Genomic DNA, 23,653 nt, shown 5'->3' with positions numbered 1-23,653 from the left:
GCGCCGGCACGTCCGCCGCAGTGCTGGTCCGTCGCGTACGACCTGAGTCGTACCCGGGGCCCCGGCTGCGACTCAGGTATCGCCGCCCGGGCGCACCAGCCCCGACTCGTACGCGTACACCACCGCCTGCACCCGGTCCCGCAGGCCGAGCTTGGCCAGGATCCGTCCGATGTGGGTCTTCACCGTCGCCTCCGCCACCCGCAGCCGGCCGCCGATCTCGAGGTTCGACAGGCCCTGGGCCACCAGCAGCAGCACCTCGGTCTCCCGGTCGGTGAGGTCGGACGACGGCGCCCGGGTGGCGGCGTCCGGGCCGAGGCGTCCGGCGAAGCGGTCGAGCAGCCGGCGGGTGACCCGCGGCGCCACCACGGCCTCGCCGCCGGCCACGACCCGGATCGCGGCGAGCAGCTCCTCCGGGGGCACGCTCTTGAGCAGGAAACCGCTCGCTCCCGCCTGTAGCGCGGCGAAGGCCTCCTCGTCGGTGTCGAACGTGGTCAGCACCAGGACCCGCGGGGCCGGGCCGGCCGCGCAGATCCGGCGGGTGGCCTCCACGCCGTCGAGCACGGGCATGCGCAGGTCCATGACGACGACGTCGGCCTCGGTGGTGCGCAGCAGCCGCAGCGCCTCGGCGCCGTCGCCGGCCTCGCCGACCACGGTGAGGTCGCGCTGGTAGTCCAGCACCATCCGGAAGCCGGCCCGGACGAGCTGCTGGTCGTCGACGAGCACGACGCGGATCATGCCGGCACCGCCTCGCCGGCCGACGGGATGCGGGCGCGGACCCGCCAGCCGCCGCCGAGCACCGGTCCGGCCTCGAACGTGCCGCCGAAGAGCAGCGCGCGTTCCCGCATGCCGACCAGGCCGTGCCCGCCCGGGGTGGGTGTCCCGCCGTACCCGTCGTCGGTGACTTCGACGTCGACGGCGCGCGCCGAGTACCGGACGCGGACGCTGGCCGAGGGCGCCGGACCGGCGTGCTTCAACGTGTTCGTCAGCGATTCCTGGACGATCCGGTAGACCGCCAGCGCCACGCCTCCGGTCAGCTGCGGCGGCGTGCCGTCCTGGACGAGGTCGACGGCGAGGCCGGCGGCGCGGGCCCGCTCGACCACGGTGGTCACCCGGCCGGGCGGGGCGTGATCGGCGCCGGTCCCGCTGTCGCCGTCGCCGCGCAGGATCTGCACGAGGTTCCGGATCTCCTCCAGCGCGTCGCCGCCGGTCGCGCTGATGGTGTGCAGCGCCCTGCGGGCCCGTTCGGGGTCGTGGTCCAGGGCGTACGCGCCGCCGTTGGCCTGGAGGATCATCACCGACAGCGAGTGCGCGACGATGTCGTGCAGCTCCCGGGCGATGGCCGCGCGCTCCTCGGCCACGGCGACCCGGGTCAGCTGCGCCCGTTCCCGGTCGGCGGCCGCGCGGCGGTCCTCGGCGGTGGCCCGCTGCTGGCGGTAGATGCGGACGCTCAGCGCGGCGGCGCCGACCACGGCCGCGTATCCGGCGAGCCCGCTGAGGGCGTTGAGCAGCGCGGACAGGCTGATGGGCGCCCAGCCGGGCCCCATCGCCGGCCGGGCCAGGACGAGCACGGCGGCGGCGAGCAGGGCCGCGAACCCGCCGCCCACCGCCGCGCGGACCGTGCGGCTGTGCACGACCACGGCGTACTCGGCGGTGGCGAGGGAGAGCAGGAGCATGCCCTCGTGCAGCCTGGTGCCGTCGACCTCGATCGGTGCCGCCAGCGCGGACAGCGCGGCGACGACGGCGAGGACCACCAGCGGGTGACGCCGGCGCCACCACAGCGCGGCGCCGACGAGTCCGCCGTAGGCGAGCCCGCCCAGCGGGAACTGATGCCACCACCAGGTGGACACGGCGGCGATGAAGCACGACACCGCCACGTCGGCGACGACGGCCGGGTCCGGACGGCGCGGAGCAAGCGACATGCGGCGAGAATAGGTCGGCCGTGCTCAGGCCGGAAACCGATCGTGCTCCGGCTCGGTCTCCTCGAACACGAGCAGGGTCCGGGTGCTGGTCACGCCGGGCATGCTCTGGATCTCGTCGAGGACGATCCGGCGCAGGTCCGCGTTGTCGCGCGCGCGGACGAGCAGGATGACGTCGAACTCTCCGCCGGTCAGCGCGATGTGCACCACCCCCGGCAGGGTCCGGAGCCGGCCGCGTACCTCGCGCCAGTCGGCCTGCCGCAGGTTGAGGGTCACGTACGCCGAGGTGGACAGGCCCACGGCGGCGGGGTCGACGTCGGCGCGGAACCCGCGGATCGCCCCGGACGACACCAGCCGTTCGACGCGGGCGTACGCGTTGGCCCGCGAGATGTGCAGCGACCCGGCCAGCGCGCGGATCGACATCCTGCCGTCGCGCAGCAGCGCGGCCACGATCTGCCGGTCGGTCGCGTCGAGGGTCCTGGCCACCTGTCTCGCCGGCGCCTCCCCGGCGCCCTCGGGATCTGGACGTTCGGCACTCGAATTCGCCGCTGACGGTGACATGTTCTCAACCTTGACGCGAAGATGGAGTACGGATGGGTGCTGGGGGACGATTCTGCCATGCCACCCGACCTCGGTTCCCTGGTGCCGGCGGACGCCCCGGTGATGCTCATCGACCCGCGGGGCGAGGCTGTCCCGCACGACACGTACGCGCTGCCCTCCGGCGAGGCGCTGCTGGCCGCGTACGGTGCCCTGACGCTCTCCCGGCGGGTCAACGACCAGGCCTCGGCGCTGGTGCGCCAGGGCCGCCTCGCGGTCTACCCGTCCTCGCACGGCCAGGAGGCCTGCCAGGTGGCGGCGGCGCAGGTGCTGACCGCCGACGACTGGCTGTTCCCCACGTACCGGGACACGGCGGCGCTGGTCACCCGGGGTCTCGACCCGGTGGAGGTGCTGGTGCTGCTCAAGGGCGACTGGCACTGCGGCTACGACCCGTACGCGCACAAGGTCGCCCCGCAGGCGACGCCCCTGGCCACCCAGCTGCCGCACGCCGTCGGCGTCGCGCACGCCGCCCGGCTCAAGGGTGAGCCGACCGTGGTCATGGCGCTGTGCGGGGACGGCGCGACGAGCGAGGGCGACTTCCACGAGGCGCTCAACTTCGCCGCCGTCTTCCGCGCGCCCGTGGTCTTCTTCGTCCAGAACAACCAGTACGCGATCTCGGTGCCGCTGGCCCGCCAGTCGGCCGCGCCGTCGCTCGCGCACAAGGGCGTCGGCTACGGCGTACCCGGGATCCGGGTCGACGGCAACGACGCGGCGGCCCTGCTCGCGGTGCTCGGCGCGGCCGTGGCGCGGGCCCGGGACGGCGGCGGCCCGCAGCTCGTCGAGGCGCACACCTACCGGATCCAGGCGCACACCAACGCCGACGACGCGAGCCGCTACCGCGACGACGACGAGGTCGGCGCCTGGCTCGAACGCGACCCGGTGACGCGGCTCGAGGCGTACCTGACGGGCCGGGGGTTGCTGACCCCGGAGCGCGCCGCCGCCGGCGCACGCCGGGCCGACGAGGTGGCCGCGGCGATGCGGGCCGGGCTGTCGCGCGACGCCGAGCCCGACCCGGACCAGCTCTTCGCCCACGTGTACGCGACGCCGACGCCGCAGCTGGTCGCGCAGGCGGCCCTGATCGCCGACGAACTCGGCCGGGAGACGGGTGACTGACGTGGAGAAGCTCACCATGGGGCAGGCGCTGAACCGGGCGCTGCGCGACGCGATGGCGGCGGACGGATCGGTGGTCGTGTTCGGCGAGGACGTCGGCCCGCTGGGCGGCGTCTTCCGGATCACCGACGGCCTGACCGCCGAGTTCGGCGAGGCGCGGTGCTTCGACACGCCGCTCGCCGAGGCCGGGATCGTCGGCATGGCGGTCGGCATGGCCATGAACGGGATGCGGCCGGTCGTGGAGATGCAGTTCGACGCGTTCGCGTACCCCGCCTTCGAGCAGGTGGTCAGCCACGTCGCGAAGATGCGCAACCGCACCCGCGGGCGGGTCACGCTGCCCATGGTCATCCGGATCCCGTACGGCGGTGGCATCGGCGGCGTCGAGCACCACTGCGACTCCTCGGAGTCCTACTACGCGCACACGCCGGGACTGCACGTGGTCGCCCCGTCGTCGGCCGCCGACGCGTACGGCCTGCTCCGCGCGGCGATCGACTCCTCGGACCCGGTGGTCTTCCTCGAACCGAAGAAGCTCTACTGGAGCCGCGAGGAGGTCGCCCTCGACGCGGGCGTGCCCGGCTTCGGCACCGCGGTGGTCCGGCGCGAGGGCACGGACGCCACCCTGATCGCGTACGGCCCCAGCGTGCCGGTGGCCCTCGAGGCGGCGGCGCTGGCCGCCCAGGAGGGCCGCAGCCTCCAGGTCGTCGACCTGCGCACCATCGTGCCGTTCGACGACGACACGGTGTGCGAGGCGGTCCGCTCCACCGGCCGCGCCGTCGTCATCAGCGAGGCGTCCGGCTTCGCGAGCGTGTCCTCGGAGATCGTCGCCCGCGTCACCGAGCGCTGCTTCCACTCGCTGGCCGCGCCGATCCGCCGGGTGACCGGGCTGGACATCCCGTACCCGCCGCCCAAGCTCGAGGCGTTCCATCTCCCCGGCGCCGACCGGATCCTCGACGCCGTCGACGATTTGCAGTGGGAGGAATCGTGACCCGGCAGACGTTCGTGCTCCCCGACCTCGGCGAGGGGCTGACCGAGGCGGAGATCGTCCGGTGGCTGGTCACGCCGGGCGACGAGGTGGCGATCGACCAGCCGGTGGTGGAGGTCGAGACCGCGAAGGCCGTGGTCGAGGTGCCCACCCCGTTCGGCGGCCGGGTCGCGGGCCTGCACGGGCGCGAGGGGGAGACCCTCGGCGTGGGCCAGCCGCTCATCTCGGTCGAGGCCGCCGAGCCGGCCGCCGAGACCTACCGGCGGGAGGAGCGGGCGGGTTCCGGCAACGTCCTCATCGGGTACGGCACCAGCGGCGAAGCCGTGTCGCAGCGTCGCCGGCGCCCCCGCGCCCACGCCCCACGCCCCGCCGCGACGCCACCGGTTGCGGCCGCGCCGTCCGCGCCGGTTGCGCCCGCGCCGGCCGCGTCGGCCGCGCCGGTTGCGGCCGCGCCGCTCGTCGCTTCGCCGCTCGTTCGCCGGCTCGCTCGTGACAGGGGCCTCGACCTGACGCTGGTCCGGGGGAGCGGCGCCGGCGGCCTGATCACCCGGGCGGACGTCGAGCGTGCCTCCGCCTCGCCCGCCTCCGCCTCGCCCGCCCCTGCTTCGCCCGCCTCCGCCTCGCCCGCCCCTGCTTCGACGCCGGGTGAGCGGCGGACGCCGCTCAGCGCCTTCCGCCGGGCCGCCGCGGCGGCCCTGTCGCGCAGCCGCTCGGAGATCCCCGAGGCGACGGTCTGGGTCGATGTGGACGCGACGGACCTGGTCGCCCTGCGCGAGAGCGCGCGTACGCCGGACGATCCCGGCCCCGGCCTGCTCGCCTTCCTCGCCCGCTTCGTGGTGGCGGCGCTCCGGGAATACCCGGTGCTCAACTCGCGCCTCGACGCCGAGCGTCAGGAGATCGTCGAGTACGACCGGATCAACCTCGGGATCGCCGTCCAGGGCGACCGCGGCCTCGTCGTGCCGGCCGTGCTCGGCGCGGAGTCGATGTCCACCGCGCGGCTCGGCGAGGAGATCGGCAACGTCGTGCGCCGGGCCCGCCAGGGCAGGTCCACCGCCGAGGAACTGGCGGCCGGCACGTTCACCCTCAACAACTACGGCGGCTTCGGCGTCGACGGCAGCGCCGCGATCATCCACCACCCGCAGGCGGCGATCCTCGGCTTCGGCCGGATCCTCGACCGGCCGTGGGTGGTGGACGGCGAGATCCGCATCCGCAAGATCACCCAGATGTCCTTCGTCTTCGACCACCGGATCTGCGACGGCGGCACCGCGGCGGGCTTCATGCGCAGCGTCGCCGACGCCATCGAGCACCCGGCCCGGGCGTTCGCGCGGTTCTGACCTCCCGGGACGCTCAGTCCCGGGAGGGGCGTGCGCCCGGGCGGCCGGTGGGACCGACCATGTCGTTCTTGACGATCATCGAGTTCAGGGCCTCGGTCAGGGCGGGCAGGTCGATGCCCCGCAGGTGGTCCATCACCATGAGGCGGACGCCGCGGAGGTGGTCGGGCCACGCCTCGCGCAGCCGTTCGAGACCGAAACCGGTCAGCACCGCCCGGCTGCCGCGGCCGTCGGTGTCCGCCTTGACGCGCTCGACCAGGTCACGGCGCTCAAGGCGTTCGATGAGCCTCGTCAGGCCGCTGAAGCTGATCTGCACCAGGTCGGCGAGCTCGGACATGCGTAACGAGCGGTCCGGCGCCTCGGACAGGAACATCAGGACCCGGTAGTCGCTCAGGCTCAGCTGGGCCCGCCGCAGCAGGTCGGCGTCCATCGCCCGGGGCAGCGCCACGAGCACGCGCGCCAGCGCCCGCCACGCCGCCTCCTCGTCGGGAGTCAGCGGCTGGAAATCACTCTCGTCCGCCCGCACCCGGGCAGCCTAACAATCTCGCTCCGCCGCCCCTCCTTGCCGGAAGTATTTGTTTGTGCAAACATCTACCCATGAGCTTCCCGACGATCGAAACCGGCGGCGTGCTGCACGTTCCCGCCGAGGAGGGCCTGGTCAAGTGGGTGTCGGGCGACATCTATACGATCAAGGCGACGAAGTCGTCCACGGGCGGTGCCCTCGGCTTCGTCGAGGCGGTCGTGCCGCCAGGCGCCGGGCCGATCGCCCACGCGCACAAGGCGACCGACGAATCCTTCTACCTGCTGGACGGCGCGCTGGAGTTCCTCGACGGCGAACGCACCTTCGTGGCCGAGACCGGCGCGTTCGTGTTCGTGCCGCGGCTGCACCGCCACCGCTTCACCAACATCGGCGGCTCGGATGCCCGCCTGCTCTTCATCTTCACGCCCGGCGGCCTGGAGGACCTGTTCATCGACGGCGGCGACGACCCCGTGCCCGGCGGGCGGCCGGAGCCATGGGGCATCGAACGCAACCAGCGGATCGCGGACATCATCGAGCGCACGGGCTCGATCGCCCTCCCGGAGCTGCCCCGGTGACGACCACGAGCACCCGCGTCGCCCTCGTCGCCGGTGCCGGCGGCGGCCTCGGACGCGCCACCGCCGCCGCCCTGCACGCGGCCGGCCTGATTGTTGTCGCCGTCGACCGCACCGCGGCGAAACTCCACGACCTGCCGGCCGGCGTCCACCGCGAGATCGCCGACGCCACCGATCCGGCCGCCCTCCCGTCGCTCATGGACCGCGTCGTCGCCGCGGCCGGCCCGCCGGACGTTCTCGTCAACACCCTCGGGGCCCACGGGACCGGCGACTTCAGCACGGTGACGCCGGAGGGGCTCAGGGCGCTGATGGACGTGAACCTGGGCGCGGCGCTGTGGCTGACCCAGGCGGTGGCGCCGTACATGCGCCGCAGGGGCGCGGGCGTCATCATCCACACCGGAGCGCGACCCGGAGTGGAGCCGGCCGCGGGCGCCGCCGCGTACGGAATCACCAAGGCCGCCCTGGCGCACCTGGGCCGGGTGCTGGATCTGGAACTGCGCCCGCACGGCATCCGGGTCAACGTCATCCTGCCCCAGCTCATCGCCACCGCCGCCAACCGGGCGGCCCTGCCGCCGCGGCTGCTGGCCCACGCGGTCGCCCCGGAGGCGCTCGCCGGGCTGATCACCGTCCTGGCCGGCGACGCCTCCGCCCCGGTGAGCGGCGGCCTGATCCCGGCGTACGGCGGCTGAGGGCGACCGCGCCGGACCGATGTCGCCTGCCGGGCCGCATCGGCGAGCCCGGGGACATCGCGGACGTGGCCGGCTTCCTGGTGTCGCCGGCCGGCGGCCGGAGCACCGGCCGGGCCGGCCGCGTCGCCGGTGGCGTCGTCCGGCGCCTCAGGCGTTGGCGCCGCTGATGAGGATGGTGACGCGGTCGCGGGGGAGGTCGCCGGCGTGGTGCAGGGCGGCGGCGAGGGCGGTGGCGCCGCCCGGTTCGGCGGCGATGCGGAAGTTGTCCCACAGCTGTTGCCGTGCGCGGTGGACAGCCTCGTCGGGGACCAGGAGGACAGGGGAGCGCAGCTCCAGCGCGACCGCGGTGGCTATGGACCCGGCGCGGCGCGCGCCGAGGCTGTCGACGGCGGCCCCGGCGCGGTCGACGTCGATGTCGACGGGCCGTCCGGCGGCGATCGCGGACGCGAGGGACGGCGCGGATTCGGGTTCCGCCGCGACGACGGTGTTGCGGCCGCGCAGGGCGAGGCTGACCCCGGCGAACAGGCCGCCTCCGCCGCAGCCGACGATGACGGTGTCACCGGCCGGGATCTGCCCGGCCAGCTCGGCGCCGACGGTCGACTGCCCCGCCACGGTGGCGAGGTCGTCGTACGCGTCGATGTGGACCGCGTCGTGCTCGGCGGCGAACTTCCGGGCGGCCTCCAGCGCGTCGGCGTAGAAACCGTCGACGAGGTGCAGGTCCGCACCGTACCGGCGGATCGCGTCCTGCTTGACCCGCGGGGAGAAGGACGGGACGAAGATCGTCGCCCGTACGCCGGCCCGGTGCGCGGCCCAGGCGACCGCCGCCCCGTGGTTCCCGCCCGAGGCGGCGGTGACGGAGGCCGCCCCGGCGGGCATGGTCAGCACGGCGTTCAGCGCGCCCCGGGCCTTGAAGGAACCGGTGTACTGCAACTGTTCCAGCTTCAGCGTCAGCTCGCCGCGCGACCCCACATCCCGGCCGTCGACGCGGACGACCGGGGTGTGCCGGACCCGGCCCCGCAGGCGGTCGCGGGCCCCGGCCAGGTCCCCGTCCGCGGGGATCACGCGACGCTCCGGGTGACGGCCCGCTTCGGAGTCTCGTCCACGACGAGGCGGAAGACGTCCGGCCGGGCATAGTGCCCCACGACGTCGAAGTCGTACTTGGCCCTCGCGATCTGCCGGAGGTCCAGGTCCGCGATCAACAGCGTTTCCTGTTCGTACGCCGGCCCGGCGAGAACCTGCCCGAGCGGGCCGATGATGCTGCTGCCGCCCCGCGACACGAGCTGCTCCGGCGTGGTGGCGGCACCGGGGTCGAAGTGGTCCGCGGGGAAATCCCGGACGCGGGTCACCTGGTTGGCGGCCAGGACGAAGCAGCGCCCCTCCTGGGCGATGTGCCGCATCGTCGCGTGGTGGCCGTCGCGCCCGTCGGCGGTCGGCGCGCAGTACAGCTCGATCCCCTTGGCGTACATGGCGAGCCGGGCCGCGGGCATCAGGTTCTCCCAGCAGATCACGGCGCCCAGCCGGCCGATCGGCGTCGGGTGGACGTCCATGGTCGAGCCGTCGCCGAAGCCCCAGATCATGCGCTCGGCGCCGGTCGGCATGAGCTTGCGGCGCTTGCCCAGCAGCTCGCCGGTCGGTGCGAAGAACAGCACGCTGCAGTAGAGGGTGCCGCCGTCGCGCTCGACGACGCCGATGACCAGGTGCAGGGCGGCCCGCCGGGCGATGTCGCCCAGCCGCTCGCACTCCGCCCCCGGCACGGTGACGGCCGCGTCCAGGTAGCGGCGGAACTGCTCCCGGCCCGCCGCGGTCCGGTCGCCGACGACCGCGCCGAAGGTGCTGCCCTTGGGGTAGCCGCCGAGGAACGCCTCCGGGAACACGAGCAGCTCGGCGCCGGCCGCGGCGGCGCGCGCCGACCAGTCGGCCACCACCTCCAGCGTGGCCGCGGTGTCGAAGACGACGGGCGTGGCCTGGGCGACCGCAGCCCGTACCCGGTGCCCTTGAGCGGTTTCCATCGCTCCTCCAGGAGTGTCTAGTTAACTGAACAGCGCGTTCGTTATAGTAGACACATGGACGGCTCGAATCTGCAAGTGGCGCTGGGCGGGCGGCTGCGAAGGCTCCGCGAGGAGAGGGCGATGAGCGCGGCCGAACTCGCCCGCGCCTCCGGCGTGGCCCGGGCGACCCTGTCGAAGATCGAGGCCGGTCAGGGCAATCCGACCCTGGACACGATCGGCGCGCTCGCGGCGGCACTCCGCCTCCCGCTCGTCGACCTCGTCGCGGAGCTGGCCCCACCGTCCGTACGCCTCGACCGCAGCCCCGCACCGACCGAGCCCACCCCCAGCCAGCACCTGCTCACCCGCGTCGGCGGCAGCGGCATGACCGAATTCTGGCGCCTGCGGCTCGGCCCCGGCGAACGCCTCGACCGGCAGCCGCACGCCACCGGCACCACCGAGCACATCACCCTGATCGCGGGAAGCCTCAGCACGGGCCCGGCCGATGACCTGCACGACCTGGCCCCGGGAGACTTCATCAGCTACCGGGCCGACCTGCCGCACTCCTACGTCGCCGGCTCCGCCCCCGTGATCGCCGCCGTGGTCATGACCTACCTCCCGGCCCTGCCCGACCTCCCCCGGTGAGCCGGCGAGCCGGTCGGCGCTGGCCGGTCTCGTGTCGCTAGTCGGCGTCGTTGTTCGCCGTTCGCCGCTGATGCCGGTCGCGCGCGGCCTTGTGGGCGGCCTCGAGCAGGCTCAGCGCCTCGGGGAGTGCCGTGTCGGGGTTGACGACGGACAACCAGCCCGCTCCGCCGTAGACCGGATGAGGGAACCAGGTGTCGCGGGCGCGGGTGTCGTGATCGGCGTTCCTGGCGTCGCGAGGTGATGAGCCGATGACTCGCGCGAAATCCGCCCCGGGCGCGGCGATGTTGAGCCGGAAGGCGCCCGGCCGGTCCAGGCCGGAGGGGGGCTCGTCGGGGTAGTCCTTCGTCACGATCGTGGCGAAGGGTTGCGTCGGCGGGAGGACGCCGCCCGGGGCGTAGTAGATGAATGCGTCTCCCCAGCTGACCTCCGGCGACGGATCGCCGGGTTGTGGCCGCAGGATGAGCACGGCGTCCAGCGTCCTCGCGTGGTCGATGATGTCGTCCATGTCCATGTGTTCCAGCGTTACATTGAACTGCTTGTGGAGACTTCCGAACGCGAGGCCTCAACGATGACCACGAAAACCCTCCACCGCCCGTTGCGAACCGCCGAGGTGGCGCGGCGCGCTGGTTGCTCCGTCCAGTTGGTGCGCAACCTCGAACGTGACGGGGTTCTGGAATCGGCCGCGCGTACTCCGTCGGGTTATCGCGCGTGGACCGAGATCCACGCGCTGGCGGCGGCGACCTACGTCGTCCTCGCCGCGGGCGTCGGGGCCGCCGAGGCGAAGAGGTTCCTTCGCGTCGCACGGGCCGGCACGGAGGCTGACGTACTGGCCCTCGTCGACATGGCGCACGCCCGCCTGCACGCTGAACGGCGCGACGTCGAGCTGGCCGGAGACGCGGTCGCCGCGATCTCCGCCGAAACCCTCGGCGACGTCCGCCCCGGCGACGCCATGACCATCTCCGAACTCGCGGCCGCGCTGGCAGTGCCCACCTCGACGCTGCGGTACTGGGACAGGCAGGGCCTGCTCACCCCCGCCCGCGCAGGTGGCGGACATGCCCGTGTCTACGCCCCCGCCGACGTCCGAGACGCGCGGATCGTGCACCAACTACGCCTCGCGGGCTATCGCATCCCGCCGCTGCAAGCACTCCTGCCGGCCCTGCGGCAACACGCCCGCACATCCGACATCACCGCCGCCCTCCGGGCACGGGTCGCGCACATCAACTCGCGTTCGCGAGCCCTCCTCCAGGCGGCGCCGGGCCTCCTGACCCTGGCATCCTCCATCGAGCCGAAGGCAGTCCCGTGAGAAATCGAGCAGTGCCATTCGGCGCTGCGTGATGGCAAAGCGAGAACCGTTCTGCATGCCTCTTGACAGACGGTGGCGGCGTCCGGGAGTCTCGGTCCACTAGTTGACTAGGGGATTGGCGGTTGACGTGATCTTCCGGATCGACCGCCGGACCGGGACCGCCGTGTACGTCCAGCTCGTGCAGCAGGTGCGCCAGGCGATCCGGATGGGCCGGCTGACGCCCGGTGACCAGCTGCCCACGGCTCGGGAGGTGTCGGAGGACGCCGGCATCAATCCGAACACCGTGCTGAAGGCGTACCGGGAGCTGGAGGTGGCGGGGCTCGTGGAGGCGCGGCAGGGGTCCGGCACGTTCGTGCGCGAGCATCTCGCGCCGCTGCCCGACAACCTCGGGCGGCTGCGGCGCGAGCTGGCCGCCTGGGCCGCCCGGGCCCGCGCCGCCGGGCTGGACGTCACCGACATGCAGGCCCTGGTGGCCGAGGTGGCGGCCGGGACGGTGCCGGGTGCGGGGGAGGCGCGTCGTGCCGTTTGAGCGTACGGAGGCGGCGCTGGACGTCGCCGGGGTCGGCCACAGCTTCGGGCCGCGGCGCGCGCTGGACGACTGCTCGTTCGTGGTTCCCGCAGGCGCCGTCACCGCGCTGGTCGGGCGCAACGGGGCCGGCAAGAGCACGCTGCTGCGGGCCGCCGCCGGGTTGTTGCGGCCGGACCGCGGCCGGGTGCGGGTGTTCGGCGAGGTCGCCGGCGACGCCTCGCTTCCCGCGATCGGGTACGTGGGCCAGCACGCCCCGCTCTATCCGATGCTGACGGTGGCGCAGACCCTCGCCCTGGGTGGCCGCCTCAACCCGCGCTGGGACGCCGCGTACGCCCGGCGCCTCGCCGACGACGCGGCGCTGCCCTCCGGGGCGCGGGTGGGCACCCTCGCGCCGGGGCGCCGGGCCCGTCTGGCGCTGGTGATGGCGCTGGCCAAGCGTCCCGGCCTGCTGCTGCTGGACGAGCCGCTGGCCCCGCTCGACCCGGTCGCCCGCACGGAGGTCACCGGGGCGCTGATGGCCGAGGTCGCCGGGCGGGGCACGACCGTGGTGCTGTCGTCGCACGTCGTCGCCGACATCGACGGCGTCTGCGACCGGGTGGTGGTGCTCGCCGACGGGCGGGTGCGCCTCGCCGCCGACGTCGACCAGGCGCTGGCCACCCACCTGGTAGCGGTCGGAGCCGGCAGCGAGGTCGGCGCGCTCGACGGCACGGCGATCGTCGAGGCGCGGGCGGTGGGAAGGGACGCCACCGCCCTGGTCCGGTCGGCGGAGCCGGTGGGCAGCCTGGCGTGGCACCGCCCGACGTTGGAGGAACTGCTCCTGGGGTACCTGCGGGCGCCCGGACCGGAGCCGGAACGAAAGGTGACCCTCGCATGAACTGGCTCGCGCTGCGTCTGCTGCGCCCGTACCTGATCGTCGCCGCCGCCCTGAGCGCGCTCTCGACGGCGTTCGTCCTCGCCGGGGCCCGGGTGATCCGGCAGCAGGCCGAGGCGCACGGCATCGTGGTCGCCGGCTACGTGCCCGACCGGACCGGCCTCTGCGAGCGGGGAGTGAGCTGCCTGCCGGCGGGCACGGCGACGAGCCTGGCGCAGGCCGTGGTGCTGGTCGCCACGTTCGTGCCGCTGCTGATCGGGCTGATCCTCGGCGTGCCGCTGTTCGCCCGGGAGCGCGAGGAGTCGACCGACGCCTTCGTGCTCACCCAGTCGGTGCCCCGGATGCGCTGGCTGTTCACCAAGCTGCTGTGGGCCCTGGCGGCCGGCGCGGTCTGCACGGCCGCCGTCGCCGTCGCCTTCCGCCTGGCGGCGGCCCGCTACACGCTGATCGTGGGGGAGTTCGGCTACTCCCTGCTGCAGGTGGCCCACAAGCACAGCATCGTCTTCATGGTGATGCAGACGGTGTTCATCACCGCGCTGGCCGGCATCGCCGGGCTGGCCGGCGGCCGAACGCTGCGCACCCTGGTGATGTCCGTGGTGGCGTGGCCCGTGGCGCTGATCGTCGCGCAGCTCGGCGGCCTGCTGCTGGCGGGGGTGACCGCGGTGCTGGTGTCGTGGTCGGACTCGCTGTCCATGATGGTCGGGACGCTGGACGAGGATGAGGTCGCCGCATTCGCCGCCGTCCCGCTGGGCATGGGCACCGTCGTCGCCCTGCTCGTCGGGCGCGGCATCGTCCGGCGAGGCACGCGCTGACGGCTCCCCACTTGTGTTGACACATTGAGGCCTCCTCTTGTATCAAGTACGTGATACAAGAGGAGGCCTCGTGTCGTTCGTACCCGTGGTGGCATCGGTGTTCTCGGTCTTCCTGGCCCTGACCATCGGCGCGCTGATCGTGATCCGCCTGTTCTGGCCCGAGCGCTCCCCGGTTCCGGTCGGCAGGTTGTCCTGGGCGGACGACGACGTGGCCGTCCGGCGTCCGGGCCGGCCGGGCGGCACCGTCGTGCCGGCCGTGCGGTGGCGCTGGACGGGCCTGGCGGCCGGGGCGGCCGGCGCCGTCGCGGCCCTCGCGACGGGGGAGTCGTGGGGCGCGATGGTCGCCTGGCCCGTCCTCGGCCTGGGCGTGCTCGCCGGGACGCTGGCGGGGGAGCTGAGCGTCCCCGCCCCCACCGGCCCGGTGCGCCGCGCCGGGCTGCGGGTCCGCCGGCTCGTCGACTACCTGCCCCGCCGCCTCGGCGCGCTGGTCGCCGTCTCCGCGGCGGTCCTGGTGGCGCTCGCGGCGACGACGACGCTGGGCGTGTCCGGAGGCTGGATCCTCGAGGACGGGCACCTCGTGTGCGAGGCGGGACCGGTGACCTTCGACGGCGGGCCGTGGCCCGGCGCCGCCTACACCGTCCCGGGGGTCACCGTCGTCGCCGCCGGGCTGGTGCTGGCCGGGCTGGTGCTGCGCCGGGTGGTGCGGCGCCCCCGGGCCGACGACGCCGCCGAACCCGACGACGTCTCGCGGCGCCGATCGGCCGAGGTGGTGACGGCGGCGGCCGGCATTCTCGTGCTCACGCCGCTGATGGGCATCGCGGCGACGGCGGGCCTGGCGATGCGGTCGTACGTCGCCGGGTGCGGCGACCCGCTGGGCGTGCTCAACGGGCCCCTGCTGACCGGCGTGGCGCTCGCGGCCTTCCTCGCGGCGGCGTGGTGCGGCGGCATCCTGCTGCTGCCGTCGGCCGGGCCGTCCGGGGAGAAGGCGTGAACCCGCTGCCGGCCATCGAGGTCCGCCCCTCCGACCCGACTCCACCGTACGAACAGCTGCGCCGCCAGCTGGCCGCCCTCATCCGCGACGGCGTCGTCACGGCAGGGGAGCGGCTGCCGCCGTTGCGCCAGCTCGCCGGCGACCTCGGACTCGCCGTCGGCACGGTGGCGCGCACCTACCGGGAGCTCGAGGCCGCCGGTCTGGTCGAATCGCGGCGCGGCCGGGGCACCCGGGTCGCCGACGTCCCGGTCCCCGGCGAGCCGTCGTCGTTGCGGCACGCGGCCGAGGAGTTCGTCCGGCGCGCGAGGGCGACCGGCGCCGGCCACGGCGCCATCCTGACCGCCGTACGCGAGGCTCTGGACGGTCTGCCGTGACCTTTCTGTGAATCCCCGGCCCGCGGACCGCTGCCGGGCGGCCCGGGGGCGGGATTCTCAGGGATCACCCAGAACTTCCCAGGAGCCGGCCAGTGCGGGCCTCCAGGATTCCCGGCATGACGAGCATCGACGTACGCGGGCTGACCAAACGGTACGGGCCCCGCACCGTGGTGGACGACCTCTCGTTCACCGTCTCCGCCGGGCAGGTGACCGGCTTCCTCGGGCCCAACGGCGCCGGCAAGTCCACCACCATGCGAATGATCGTGGGCCTGGCCGCCCCGAGCGCCGGATCGGTCACCATCGCGGGCCGGCGCTACCGGGACCTGCCCGTGCCGCTGACCCAGGTCGGGGCGCTGCTGGACGCGGGGGCGGTGCACGGCGGGCGGACCGCGTACCACCATCTGCTCGCGCTGGCCGCGAGCAACGGGCTCCCGCGGCGCCGGGTCGCCGAGGTGCTGGTGCGCACCGGGATGGAGGGGGTGGCCGGCCGGCGGGCCGGGGAGTTCTCGCTCGGCATGCGGCAGCGGCTGGGCATCGCGGCGACGCTGCTCGGCGACCCGCGCGTGCTGATCTTCGACGAGCCGGTGAACGGGCTCGACCCGGAGGGCATCCGCTGGATCCGGGACTTCATGCGCTCGCTCGCCCGCGAGGGGCGCGCGGTGCTGGTCTCCAGCCACCTCATGAGCGAGATGGCGCAGACCGCCGACCACCTGGTGGTCATCGGGCGGGGACGGCTGATCGCCGACACCGGCATGAGCGAGTTCATGCGGGCCAACGGCGAGGGCACGGTGCTCGTACGGACGGCCGATCCCGCCGCGTTCGCGCAACGGCTGTCCACCGCGGGTGCGACCGTACGCGAAGGGTCCGAATCGTCCCTGGTGGTCTCCGGGATGACCGGCGAGCAGATCGGCAAGCTCGCCGCCTACCACGGCGTCGCGCTCAGCGAACTGTCCCCGCAGCGGGCCTCGCTCGAGGACGTGTTCATGGAACTGACCAGCGACAGCCTCGACTACCAGGGAGCCACGGCATGAACGCGCTGCGCGCCGAATGGATCAAGTTCTACAGCCTGCGCTCGACCTGGCTCACCCTCGCCGGCCTGGTCGTCGCCGGGCTGGGCATCACGTTCCTGTCGATGAGCGCGATCGCGGACTCGTACCCGGACCTGACCGCCGAGGAACGGCTGGAGTGGGATCCGACGCGGCTCAGCCTCACCCTGTTCTTCGTCGTCCAGCTGATCATCGGCGTGCTGGGCGTGCTCGTGGTGACCTCCGAGTACGCGACCGGCCTGCTGCGCACGTCGCTGACCGCCACCCCGCGGCGCCACCGGCTGCTGCTGGCGAAGGTGGCCGTGGTCGCCGCCGTCGCGGTGGTGGCCGGGCAGGTGCTGATGTTCGCCGCCTTCTTCCTCGGGCAGAACCGCCTCAGCGCCGCCGGCGCGCCGCACGCCGCCCTCGGCGATCCGCACGTGTTGCGGGCGATCGTCGGCACCGGCCTCTATCTCGCCGTCATCGCGCTGCTGGCGGTGGCCCTCGGCACGATCCTGCGGGCGACGGCCGGCGCCCTGGCCGCGCTGGTGGCGATCGTGCTGCTGGTGCCGGCCCTGGCGGACATCTTCCCCGGATGGCTGGACGGGCTGTTCGACTTCTGGCCCACGATCGGCGGGTCCGCCGTCGTGGCGACCCTGCCCGACCCCGCCTATCCCCATCCCTGGGTGAACCTCGCCGGGCTGGCCGCCGGCGTCGCCGTCCTGCTCGCGGGCGCCGTCGTCCTGTTCGGGCGCCGCGATGTGTGACCCGCTGTTCCTGGCCCTGCTGCTGGCGGTGTTCGTGCTCCTCCGGCGTGACGCGCTGTTTCTATTGTGATCGGCATGCGAGGAACGGGCCAGGAGATGACATCCGGTACGGGCGGCGGGCGGCTGCTGGTGGTGGAGGACGAGGCGACCGTCCGTGAGCTGCTCGCCGCCACGCTGAGGTTCGCCGGCTTCGAGGTGACGTCCGTGGCGACCGCCGGAGAGGCGGTCGTCGCGGCCATCGGCGAACCGCCCGACCTGGTCCTGCTCGACGTCATGCTGCCGGACATGGACGGCTTCGAGGTGGTCCGGCGGCTGCGGGACCGGCGGGTGACCGTGCCGGTGCTCTTCCTCACCGCCCGCGACGCTCAGGCGGACAAGGTGACCGGCCTGTCCCTCGGCGCCGACGACTACGTCACCAAGCCGTTCGACCTCGAGGAGCTGATCGCCCGGATCCGGGCGATCCTGCGGCGCACCGCCGGCCACCACACCGGCGTGCTGACCGTGGGCGCGCTGGCGCTCGACCCCGACGGGCACCAGGTCACGCGGGACGGCTTGCCGCTGCGGGTGACCGCCACCGAGTTCCGGCTGCTGCGCTACCTGATGGAGAACGCCGGTCACGTCGTGTCCAAGGCGCAGATCCTGGACCGGGTGTGGCACTACGACTTCGCCGGCGACGCCAGCATCGTGGACACGTACATCTCGTATCTGCGGCGCAAGGTCGACGTCGGGGAGCCCAGGCTCATCCAGACCGTGCACGGCGTCGGCTATGTGATGCGCGAGCCCCGGCGATGAGGCGGCTGCTGCGGCTGCTGTCGTTGCGCGTACGGCTGCTGCTGCTCACCGCGACCCTGCTGCTCGCCGGGCTGGCCCTGGTCACCACGGTCGTCACCGGGCAGCTCGAGCGCTATCAGCTGGACCGGGTCGACACCCAGCTGCGCTCCTTCACCGCCCTGCTGGCGCAGATGCCGGCCACCGCTCCCACCGCTCCCAGCGCTCCCGTGGTCACCGCGTCGCCGGCGATGATCGACCCGGCGCTCGACCTGATCGGTGCGCCGTACCTGGTCTACCTGGACGGCGGCGGCGCGGTGGTGCGCGACGTCCACACGTCCGGGCTGGACCGGGCCACCCTGCCCGCCCCCGGCGCGCTGCGGGGCGTCCCCGCCGACGGCGCCCCGGTCTACCTGCCCGGCGCCGACGGCACGTCCCGCTGGCGGGCCGTCGCCCGTCCCACGACCGGGCCGGACGGCACGGCGATCGCCGCCGCGCCGCTGGCCGCGGCCGACGCCACCGTGGCCCGGGTGCGGGGGACCAGCGTGATCAGCGGCGGCGTGCTGCTCGTGCTGCTGACGGCGGCCGGCTGGTACGCCCTCGGCCGGGGCCTGCGCCCGCTGCGCCGCATCGAGCACACGGCGGCGGCCATCGCCTCCGGCGACCTGAGCCGGCGCGTGCCCGTCGACGCCGCCCCCGGCACGGAGATCGGGCACCTGGCGACGTCGCTGAACACCATGCTCGGCCAGCTGGAACGGGCCTTCGCCGCGCGGGCCGCCTCCGAGGCGCGGATGCGGACCTTCGTCTCCGACGTCAGCCACGAACTGCGCACGCCGCTGTTCGTCATCAAGGGCTCGGCCCAGCTGTACCGGATGGGCGCGGTGACCGGTCACGGCGACGCCGACGAGGCGATGCGGCGCATCGAGAACGAGGCCACCCGGCTCACCGCCCTCGCCGAGAACCTGCTGCTGCTCGCCCGCCTCGACGACGTCTCGGAGACCCACCTCGACCGGGCCCCGATGGATCTGCGCACCCTCGCCACCGACGCCCGCCACGACCTGCGGGCGCTGGACCCGTCCCGTCCGGTCGAGCTGACCGGCCCGGGCGGCGACGGCCCACCGGGTCCCGCGCCGGTGCACGCCGACGAGGACCGGCTCCGGCAGATCGTCGCCAACCTGGTGGGCAACGCGGTCGCGCACACACCGGCGGGCACGCCCGTGCGCATCGGGGTCGGGACCGCGGACGGCCGCGCGGTGCTGGAGGTGGCCGACGAGGGCCCGGGCATGACGGCGGGCCAGGCGGACCACGTCTTCGACCGCTTCTACCGTACGGACCGCTCCCGCGCCCGCTCCGGCGGCGCCAGCGCGGGCCTGGGGCTGGCCATCGCCCGTTCCCTGGCCCGCGCCCACGACGGCGACGTGGAGCTGGAGACGGCGCTGGGGGAGGGCGCCCGCTTCCGGTTGACCCTCCCCCAGCTGCGTCAGGGATAGATCGGTGTGCGGTTACTGCGCCGCCGGACAGCCGACGAAGTGATCGTCGGCGGACCAGCCGGTGTCCGCCCACTTCTCGGCCGCGGGTGGCGTGAAGCCCGGGTACCGCTTCGCCAGCTCGCCCAGCAGCCAGGTCGTGAACCGGGCCGCGCCCTGCGGGCAGGTGTGGATCCCGTCGGAGCTGCGGTCCGCCGCGCCGTCCCGGACGCGCTGGTAGGTGTCGCCCCAGACGGCGGCGGCGTCGAGGAAGGCGGCGCGGTCGCCGGCCGCCTCCGTCACCTGGCGGGCGACGCGCGGGGCGCGGGCGAGGTCGCCGAGGTGGCCGGCGTACGGCTCCTGCGGCCGGATCGGGGGCATGGTGACCACGACCAGCTTCGCGCCGGCGCCGTTCACCGTGGTGAGCAGCCGCTCGTACGCGGACCTCTGCTGCCCCTCGGTGCCCCAGTCGAAGCCGGTGATCTGGTAGACGACCGTGCTCGGCTTCGCCGTGCGCAGCCGGTCGGGCAGGGTGGCCCAGAGGTCCCCGGACAGCGGCCCGACCACCGTCCCGCCGCCCTCGGAGGCCATCGAGTGGAATTCGACGCCGGCGGCGTCCAGCGCGGCGCCGAGGGCCTCGCCGTGGTTCATCGCGATGTCGTCGCCGACGAGGATCACCCGGGACAGGCCGGGGCCGGGCGGGCCCAGCTCCGCCGGTGAGCCGTCGCCGGCGACCGTGGCCCGGTCACCGCAGGCGCCGGCGAGCAGCAGCGACAGGACGGCGATGACGGGTACGGAGAAACGAAGGTTGACCATGCGTCCAGGCTGGCTGCCGTGCGTCCCGCGGCCTCCGCCGTCGTGTCCCGGTTCTGTCGCAGAGCGCCTCGCGGCCGGGCGCCGGTGGCGCGGGATGGGCATACTCCGGTGATGGCCTCCGTGCTGTTGATCGAGGACGACCCGCTGGTACGCCGGGGGATGGAGCTGGCGCTCGGCCGGCACGGGCACGACGTGCGGTCCGCCGCGACCGGCGAGACCGGGCTGCGGGAGTTCGCGGCGTCGGTGCCGGACCTGGTGGTGCTCGACCTGATGCTCCCCGGCGTCGACGGGTTCGAGGTGTGCCGGCGCATCCGCAGGACCGGCGACGTGCCGGTCATCATGCTGACCGCGCGCGGCGACGACTGGGACGTCGTCGAGGGACTCGAGGCGGGCGCGGACGACTACGTGATCAAGCCGGTGCAGCCCACCGTGCTGGACGCGCGGATCAGGGCCGTCCTGCGCCGGATCACGTCCGGCGGCGACGAGGTGCGCACGCACGGCGACCTGCGCATCGACACCAGCGCCCTCACGGTCTCGCGGGCCGGCGAACCGGTGTCGCTGACGCCGACCGAGCTGCGGCTGCTGCTCACGCTGTCCCGCGCGCCGGGACGGGTGTTCAGCCGTACCCAATTGCTGGAGGAGGTCTGGGAACACGATTACCTGGGCGACTCCCGCCTGGTCGACAACTGCGTGCAGCGACTGCGGACGAAGATCGAGAAGACGCCGGCGGATCCGGTGTACGTGCAGACGGTGCGCGGATTCGGATACCGGTTCGGGCCGCTGTGAGGTGGTGGCCGCGGGGCCTGCGGGTGAGGCTGCTCGCCGCCTGCGCCCTGGTCGCCTTCGCCGCGGCCGGCGCTGCCGCCTGGGCCGGCGCGGAATCGGCGGGCGACGCGCTGCTCGCCTCGCACGGCCAGCAGCTCACCCGGACCGTGACCGACCAGGTCGGCGCGGTCACGCCCAGCCTGAGCTACCCGCCGGACCAGGCGACGCTCGACCGGCTGCGCGCGGCCGTCGGCGGCGACACGCTGGTCACGTACCGGGGTCTGCGGTCGGCCGCCGGCACCGGTCCGGGGCTGGTCACCCCCGAACTGCGCGACGCCGTACGCGACGGGAACCGCCTGGTCACCCAGCGGGTCGTGGCGGGCGGCACGCCGTGGCTGCTGATCGGCACGCCCGTCGTGATCACCGCCGTGGACGGCACCCGCCGGCCCTCCGGCATCGAGGTGTACACCGCCCGCGACCTGACCGGCGTCGACGGCCGGATCGACGACCTCACCCGCTCGGCGATCGGTGCCGCGGCGCTGTCGTTGCCGCTGGCCGCCCTGCTCGCCCTGCTGGCGGCGCGCAGCGTGCTGCGGCCCGTACGCGAACTCCGGGACACCGCCGGAAGGCTGGCCGCCGGCGACCTCGGGGCGCGGACGGCGCCGGTCGGCGCCGACGAACTGGCCGACCTGACCGTCACCATCAACGAGATGGCCGGATCCGTGCAGGCGTCCATGGCGGCGATGCGGCGGATGCAGGCGGACGCCCGCCGGTTCGCCGCCGACGCGTCGCACGAGTTGCGGACCCCGCTGAGCACGCTGACCGCGGTGATGGAGGTCCTCGCGGACACGGCCGACGACATGGAACCGGACGCCCGCGAGTCCGCCCGGCTGGCGATCGCCGAGACGCGCCGGCTGGTCCGGCTGGCCGAGGACCTGATGGAGGTGTCCCGCTTCGACGCGGGCACCGCCGCGCTGCGGGTCGAGGAGATCGACCTGGCCGTGGCGGTCCGCGAATCCCTGCGTGCCCGCGGCTGGCTGGACCGCGTCGAGGTGGAGGCGCCGGGCCCCCTTCCGGTACGCGCGGACCGCCGCCGCCTCGACGTCGTCGTCGCCAACCTGGCCGGCAACGCCCTGCGGCACGGCGGGCCGCCGGTGCGGGTCCGCCTCGGTGCGACGCCCGGCGAGGTGTGGGCCGAGGTGACCGACGGCGGCCCCGGCCTGGCGGCGTCGGCGCTCCCGCACGTCTTCGAGCGGTTCTGGAAGGCGGGCTCGTCGCGCACCGGCCCGGGCAACGGGCTGGGGCTCGCGATCGCGCTGGAGAACGTCCGCCTGCACGGCGGCCGGCTCACCGCCGGGAACGCCGACGGCGGCGGCGCCCGCTTCCTGCTGCACCTGCCCCGAGACGCGCAGGAGACGCGATGAACCGGGCCCGGTCCGCCACCGTCGTGGCGGCGCTGCTGCTCGGCGGCTGCGGCGTGCAACCCTCCGGCGTGACCGACGCGGCGGAGGCGCCCACCGGCATCGCCCCCGGCGTCACCCTCTACTTCCTCGACCAGAACGGCACGCTGCGCCCGCAGCAGCGCAGGTCCGGCCGCCTCGGCACGGTCGCCGAGGCGGTCACCCTGCTGCTGTACGGCCCGGGCCAGTCCGGCCTGCGCACCGGCATAAGCCCCTCCGAATCCCCCCGCGCCGAGGCCGTCACCACCCCCGGCACGATCGAGCTGCGCCTGCCCCTGGCCGCCGGCGAGGTGACCCCACCGGGCGCCGACCAGATCGTCTGCACGGCCCTGGCCACACACATCCAGAGCGGCGGCCCGGCCCGGACCACCGTCCGCCTGATCTTCACGATCCCGGAGCCGGGCTCCGACACCCCGCGCACCTGCCCCCTGATCAGCCCGCGCGCGCCCGGGCGCTGACCCGGCCGTGGTCCCGTCTACGGGGCGCGGGTGTAGGTGGACCAGCGTGCGGATTCATCTTCGCTGCGGTAGGTCTCCAGCCGTCGTCGCCATTCCGGCTGCAGCACCGGACGGCTGGCGAGGACGGGAACCAGGCTGGTGACCAGTTTCAGCTCCCGCAGTCGGCGCAGGGTGGGGAAGCCGGGCCAGGCGAGCACGTCAAAGCCGTACCCGCCGGTCAAGGCTCCGTGGTCGTCGCCCGGGTAGTCGAATCTCAGTTTGCCGACGGCAACCGGGACGAGGTCCCATTCTCGGGGGCCGTCGCAGCTGGAGTCGAAGTCGCAGATCGCCGGACCGCCGACACCGGCGATCAGGTTTCCCATGAACGCGTCACCATGGATCGGACCGGGTGGAAGTTCGTAGGTGAGGGTGGCGACTGCATCCTCCAGGCGATCGCATTCGGCACGCATGTACGCCAGGTCTCGGAGATCGACTCCGTCCGGCTCATCGAGGCGGCTCCGGATCTCACCCACCGGATTCCAAGATGGAAAGCCGGTCTCCGGTGGGGCGAGCGCGTGCCACTGCTGCAGGATCGCTCCGAGGTCGGCGCCGGTCAGTTGGTGGTCGGTGCTGGGCACCTCGTGCCAGAGGGTCACCTTGAGGTCGTCGACGATCAAGGGCTGGTCGCCGCCGAGGAGCCGGACCGCCGGGACGCCACCGTCCTCAAGCCAGCGGGCGACCTGAATTACCTTGTCGACTCGGTCAGCCATCGTCGTGGATGCCGCTATGCGAGCCACAACACCGGCAGCGGGGAGCGCGAAGACCGCGTTATTGGTGAATTTGATTAAATGTGCATCGGACACATCGATGCCGGCGGTCGCTTGCACGCGTGCAAGAACTGCGTGCAAGCGCTCACCTGGAA

The 23,653-nt window shown here is 74.0% G+C and carries 28 protein-coding genes; 19 read left to right on the top strand and 9 right to left on the bottom strand.

Features of this window, described 5'->3' with window-relative positions; all coding sequences use genetic code 11:
• Positions 1-72: 72 nt before the first annotated feature.
• From CLV70_RS10235 to CLV70_RS10225, 3 genes are read right to left on the bottom strand one after another with little or no spacing between them, the layout of a single operon-like run.
• On the bottom strand, positions 73-735 hold the full coding sequence (locus CLV70_RS10235) for a response regulator (protein WP_106126181.1): 663 nt from the start codon (positions 733-735) through the stop codon (positions 73-75).
• A complete protein-coding gene (locus CLV70_RS10230) occupies positions 732-1,919 on the bottom strand; it encodes a sensor histidine kinase (RefSeq protein WP_106126180.1) in 1,188 nt (395 codons plus the stop codon). The genes CLV70_RS10235 and CLV70_RS10230 overlap by 4 nt, the downstream gene beginning before the upstream one ends.
• 24 nt (positions 1,920-1,943) lie before the next feature.
• On the bottom strand, positions 1,944-2,477 hold the full coding sequence (locus tag CLV70_RS10225; RefSeq protein ID WP_106126179.1) for an Lrp/AsnC family transcriptional regulator: 534 nt from the start codon (positions 2,475-2,477) through the stop codon (positions 1,944-1,946).
• 57 nt (positions 2,478-2,534) lie between these two features.
• Here CLV70_RS10225 and pdhA point away from each other — a divergent pair, with 57 nt between their 5' ends.
• Genes pdhA through CLV70_RS10210 form a run of 3 tightly spaced genes read left to right on the top strand, consistent with a single transcriptional unit; the run spans position 2,535 to position 5,939 of the window.
• Positions 2,535-3,626 carry a pyruvate dehydrogenase (acetyl-transferring) E1 component subunit alpha gene (gene pdhA / locus CLV70_RS10220; RefSeq protein ID WP_106126505.1) on the top strand — a complete coding sequence of 364 codons (1,092 nt, stop codon included), beginning with the start codon at positions 2,535-2,537 and terminating at the stop codon, positions 3,624-3,626.
• Between the two features lie 16 nt (positions 3,627-3,642).
• Positions 3,643-4,608, top strand: a complete 966-nt coding sequence (locus tag CLV70_RS10215) for an alpha-ketoacid dehydrogenase subunit beta (RefSeq protein WP_106126504.1) — start codon at positions 3,643-3,645, stop codon at positions 4,606-4,608.
• Positions 4,605-5,939 carry a dihydrolipoamide acetyltransferase family protein gene (locus CLV70_RS10210; protein WP_106126178.1) on the top strand — a complete coding sequence of 445 codons (1,335 nt, stop codon included), beginning with the start codon at positions 4,605-4,607 and terminating at the stop codon, positions 5,937-5,939. The genes CLV70_RS10215 and CLV70_RS10210 overlap by 4 nt, the downstream gene beginning before the upstream one ends.
• 13 nt (positions 5,940-5,952) lie before the next feature.
• Here CLV70_RS10210 and CLV70_RS10205 read toward each other — a convergent pair whose 3' ends face one another.
• The gene (locus CLV70_RS10205) at positions 5,953-6,462 is read right to left on the bottom strand and encodes a MarR family winged helix-turn-helix transcriptional regulator (protein ID WP_245908151.1); all 510 of its coding nucleotides are present in this window, start codon (positions 6,460-6,462) and stop codon (positions 5,953-5,955) included.
• A gap of 71 nt (positions 6,463-6,533) precedes the next feature.
• Between CLV70_RS10205 and CLV70_RS10200 the strand changes: the two genes are divergently transcribed.
• Both CLV70_RS10200 and CLV70_RS10195 read left to right on the top strand, forming a co-directional pair.
• Entirely contained in the window at positions 6,534-7,031 is a 498-nt protein-coding gene (locus tag CLV70_RS10200) for a cupin domain-containing protein (RefSeq protein ID WP_106126177.1), read from the top strand.
• Positions 7,028-7,717 carry an SDR family NAD(P)-dependent oxidoreductase gene (locus CLV70_RS10195; RefSeq protein WP_245908150.1) on the top strand — a complete coding sequence of 230 codons (690 nt, stop codon included), beginning with the start codon at positions 7,028-7,030 and terminating at the stop codon, positions 7,715-7,717. Before CLV70_RS10200 ends, CLV70_RS10195 begins: the two co-directional genes overlap by 4 nt.
• Before the next feature lie 147 nt (positions 7,718-7,864).
• Here CLV70_RS10195 and CLV70_RS10190 read toward each other — a convergent pair whose 3' ends face one another.
• Together CLV70_RS10190 and CLV70_RS10185 are read right to left on the bottom strand one after the other, a co-directional pair.
• Positions 7,865-8,779, bottom strand: coding sequence for a pyridoxal-phosphate dependent enzyme (locus CLV70_RS10190; protein ID WP_106126175.1), 915 nt, complete (start codon positions 8,777-8,779; stop codon positions 7,865-7,867).
• Positions 8,776-9,726 (bottom strand): nitrilase-related carbon-nitrogen hydrolase, encoded by a 951-nt coding sequence (locus CLV70_RS10185; protein WP_106126174.1) that lies wholly within the window; start codon positions 9,724-9,726, stop codon positions 8,776-8,778. The genes CLV70_RS10190 and CLV70_RS10185 overlap by 4 nt, the downstream gene beginning before the upstream one ends.
• A 54-nt stretch (positions 9,727-9,780) precedes the next feature.
• On the opposite strand from CLV70_RS10185, the gene CLV70_RS10180 reads away from it, so the two are divergent.
• Complete coding sequence (locus CLV70_RS10180; protein WP_106126173.1) at positions 9,781-10,347, top strand: helix-turn-helix domain-containing protein; 567 nt, start codon at positions 9,781-9,783, stop codon at positions 10,345-10,347.
• Between the two features lie 37 nt (positions 10,348-10,384).
• Here the strand turns inward: CLV70_RS10180 and CLV70_RS10175 are convergent, their stop codons facing one another.
• Positions 10,385-10,858: a DUF6194 family protein gene (locus CLV70_RS10175; protein ID WP_106126172.1), complete on the bottom strand. Its 474-nt coding sequence runs from the start codon at positions 10,856-10,858 to the stop codon at positions 10,385-10,387.
• Between CLV70_RS10175 and CLV70_RS10170 the strand changes: the two genes are divergently transcribed.
• From CLV70_RS10170 to CLV70_RS10125, 10 genes are all read left to right on the top strand, one after another.
• The gene (locus CLV70_RS10170) at positions 10,832-11,650 is read left to right on the top strand and encodes a MerR family transcriptional regulator (protein ID WP_245908149.1); all 819 of its coding nucleotides are present in this window, start codon (positions 10,832-10,834) and stop codon (positions 11,648-11,650) included. The genes CLV70_RS10175 and CLV70_RS10170 overlap by 27 nt on opposite strands.
• A gap of 115 nt (positions 11,651-11,765) precedes the next feature.
• Positions 11,766-12,179, top strand: a complete 414-nt coding sequence (locus CLV70_RS10165) for a GntR family transcriptional regulator (protein ID WP_106126171.1) — start codon at positions 11,766-11,768, stop codon at positions 12,177-12,179.
• Complete coding sequence (locus tag CLV70_RS10160) at positions 12,169-13,053, top strand: ABC transporter ATP-binding protein (protein WP_106126170.1); 885 nt, start codon at positions 12,169-12,171, stop codon at positions 13,051-13,053. The genes CLV70_RS10165 and CLV70_RS10160 overlap by 11 nt, the downstream gene beginning before the upstream one ends.
• Positions 13,050-13,862, top strand: coding sequence for a hypothetical protein (locus CLV70_RS10155; RefSeq protein ID WP_106126169.1), 813 nt, complete (start codon positions 13,050-13,052; stop codon positions 13,860-13,862). The genes CLV70_RS10160 and CLV70_RS10155 overlap by 4 nt, the downstream gene beginning before the upstream one ends.
• Before the next feature lie 70 nt (positions 13,863-13,932).
• A complete protein-coding gene (locus CLV70_RS10150) occupies positions 13,933-14,853 on the top strand; it encodes a hypothetical protein (RefSeq protein WP_106126168.1) in 921 nt (306 codons plus the stop codon).
• Positions 14,850-15,227 carry a GntR family transcriptional regulator gene (locus tag CLV70_RS10145; RefSeq protein WP_211303716.1) on the top strand — a complete coding sequence of 126 codons (378 nt, stop codon included), beginning with the start codon at positions 14,850-14,852 and terminating at the stop codon, positions 15,225-15,227. The genes CLV70_RS10150 and CLV70_RS10145 overlap by 4 nt, the downstream gene beginning before the upstream one ends.
• Before the next feature lie 116 nt (positions 15,228-15,343).
• Positions 15,344-16,258 (top strand): ABC transporter ATP-binding protein, encoded by a 915-nt coding sequence (locus CLV70_RS10140; RefSeq protein WP_106126167.1) that lies wholly within the window; start codon positions 15,344-15,346, stop codon positions 16,256-16,258.
• Positions 16,255-17,019: an ABC transporter permease gene (locus tag CLV70_RS10135; protein ID WP_106126166.1), complete on the top strand. Its 765-nt coding sequence runs from the start codon at positions 16,255-16,257 to the stop codon at positions 17,017-17,019. The genes CLV70_RS10140 and CLV70_RS10135 overlap by 4 nt, the downstream gene beginning before the upstream one ends.
• 96 nt (positions 17,020-17,115) lie before the next feature.
• Positions 17,116-17,811: a response regulator transcription factor gene (locus CLV70_RS10130; protein ID WP_106126165.1), complete on the top strand. Its 696-nt coding sequence runs from the start codon at positions 17,116-17,118 to the stop codon at positions 17,809-17,811.
• Complete coding sequence (locus CLV70_RS10125) at positions 17,808-19,277, top strand: HAMP domain-containing sensor histidine kinase (protein ID WP_211303715.1); 1,470 nt, start codon at positions 17,808-17,810, stop codon at positions 19,275-19,277. The genes CLV70_RS10130 and CLV70_RS10125 overlap by 4 nt, the downstream gene beginning before the upstream one ends.
• Positions 19,278-19,289: 12 nt before the next feature.
• Here CLV70_RS10125 and CLV70_RS10120 read toward each other — a convergent pair whose 3' ends face one another.
• Positions 19,290-20,069: an SGNH/GDSL hydrolase family protein gene (locus tag CLV70_RS10120; RefSeq protein ID WP_211303714.1), complete on the bottom strand. Its 780-nt coding sequence runs from the start codon at positions 20,067-20,069 to the stop codon at positions 19,290-19,292.
• 111 nt (positions 20,070-20,180) lie between these two features.
• Here CLV70_RS10120 and CLV70_RS10115 point away from each other — a divergent pair, with 111 nt between their 5' ends.
• Genes CLV70_RS10115 through CLV70_RS10105 form a run of 3 tightly spaced genes read left to right on the top strand, consistent with a single transcriptional unit; the run spans position 20,181 to position 22,752 of the window.
• Entirely contained in the window at positions 20,181-20,855 is a 675-nt protein-coding gene (locus CLV70_RS10115) for a response regulator transcription factor (protein ID WP_106126498.1), read from the top strand.
• Positions 20,856-20,878: 23 nt separating this feature from the next.
• A complete protein-coding gene (locus tag CLV70_RS10110) occupies positions 20,879-22,258 on the top strand; it encodes a sensor histidine kinase (RefSeq protein WP_211303713.1) in 1,380 nt (459 codons plus the stop codon).
• A complete protein-coding gene (locus CLV70_RS10105) occupies positions 22,255-22,752 on the top strand; it encodes a hypothetical protein (protein ID WP_106126164.1) in 498 nt (165 codons plus the stop codon). The genes CLV70_RS10110 and CLV70_RS10105 overlap by 4 nt, the downstream gene beginning before the upstream one ends.
• Positions 22,753-22,769: 17 nt before the next feature.
• Here CLV70_RS10105 and CLV70_RS10100 read toward each other — a convergent pair whose 3' ends face one another.
• Positions 22,770-23,639, bottom strand: coding sequence for a phosphotransferase enzyme family protein (locus tag CLV70_RS10100; protein WP_211303712.1), 870 nt, complete (start codon positions 23,637-23,639; stop codon positions 22,770-22,772).
• Between the last annotated feature and the right edge of the window lie 14 nt (positions 23,640-23,653).

Origin of the sequence: Pseudosporangium ferrugineum (genome assembly GCF_003002065.1) — a bacterium.
In the GTDB taxonomy this organism is placed as follows: Bacteria; Actinomycetota; Actinomycetes; order Mycobacteriales; family Micromonosporaceae; genus Actinoplanes; species Actinoplanes ferrugineus_A.
Note: the sequence above shows the minus strand (reverse complement) of the source record. Positions and strands in the feature narration are given on the sequence as shown.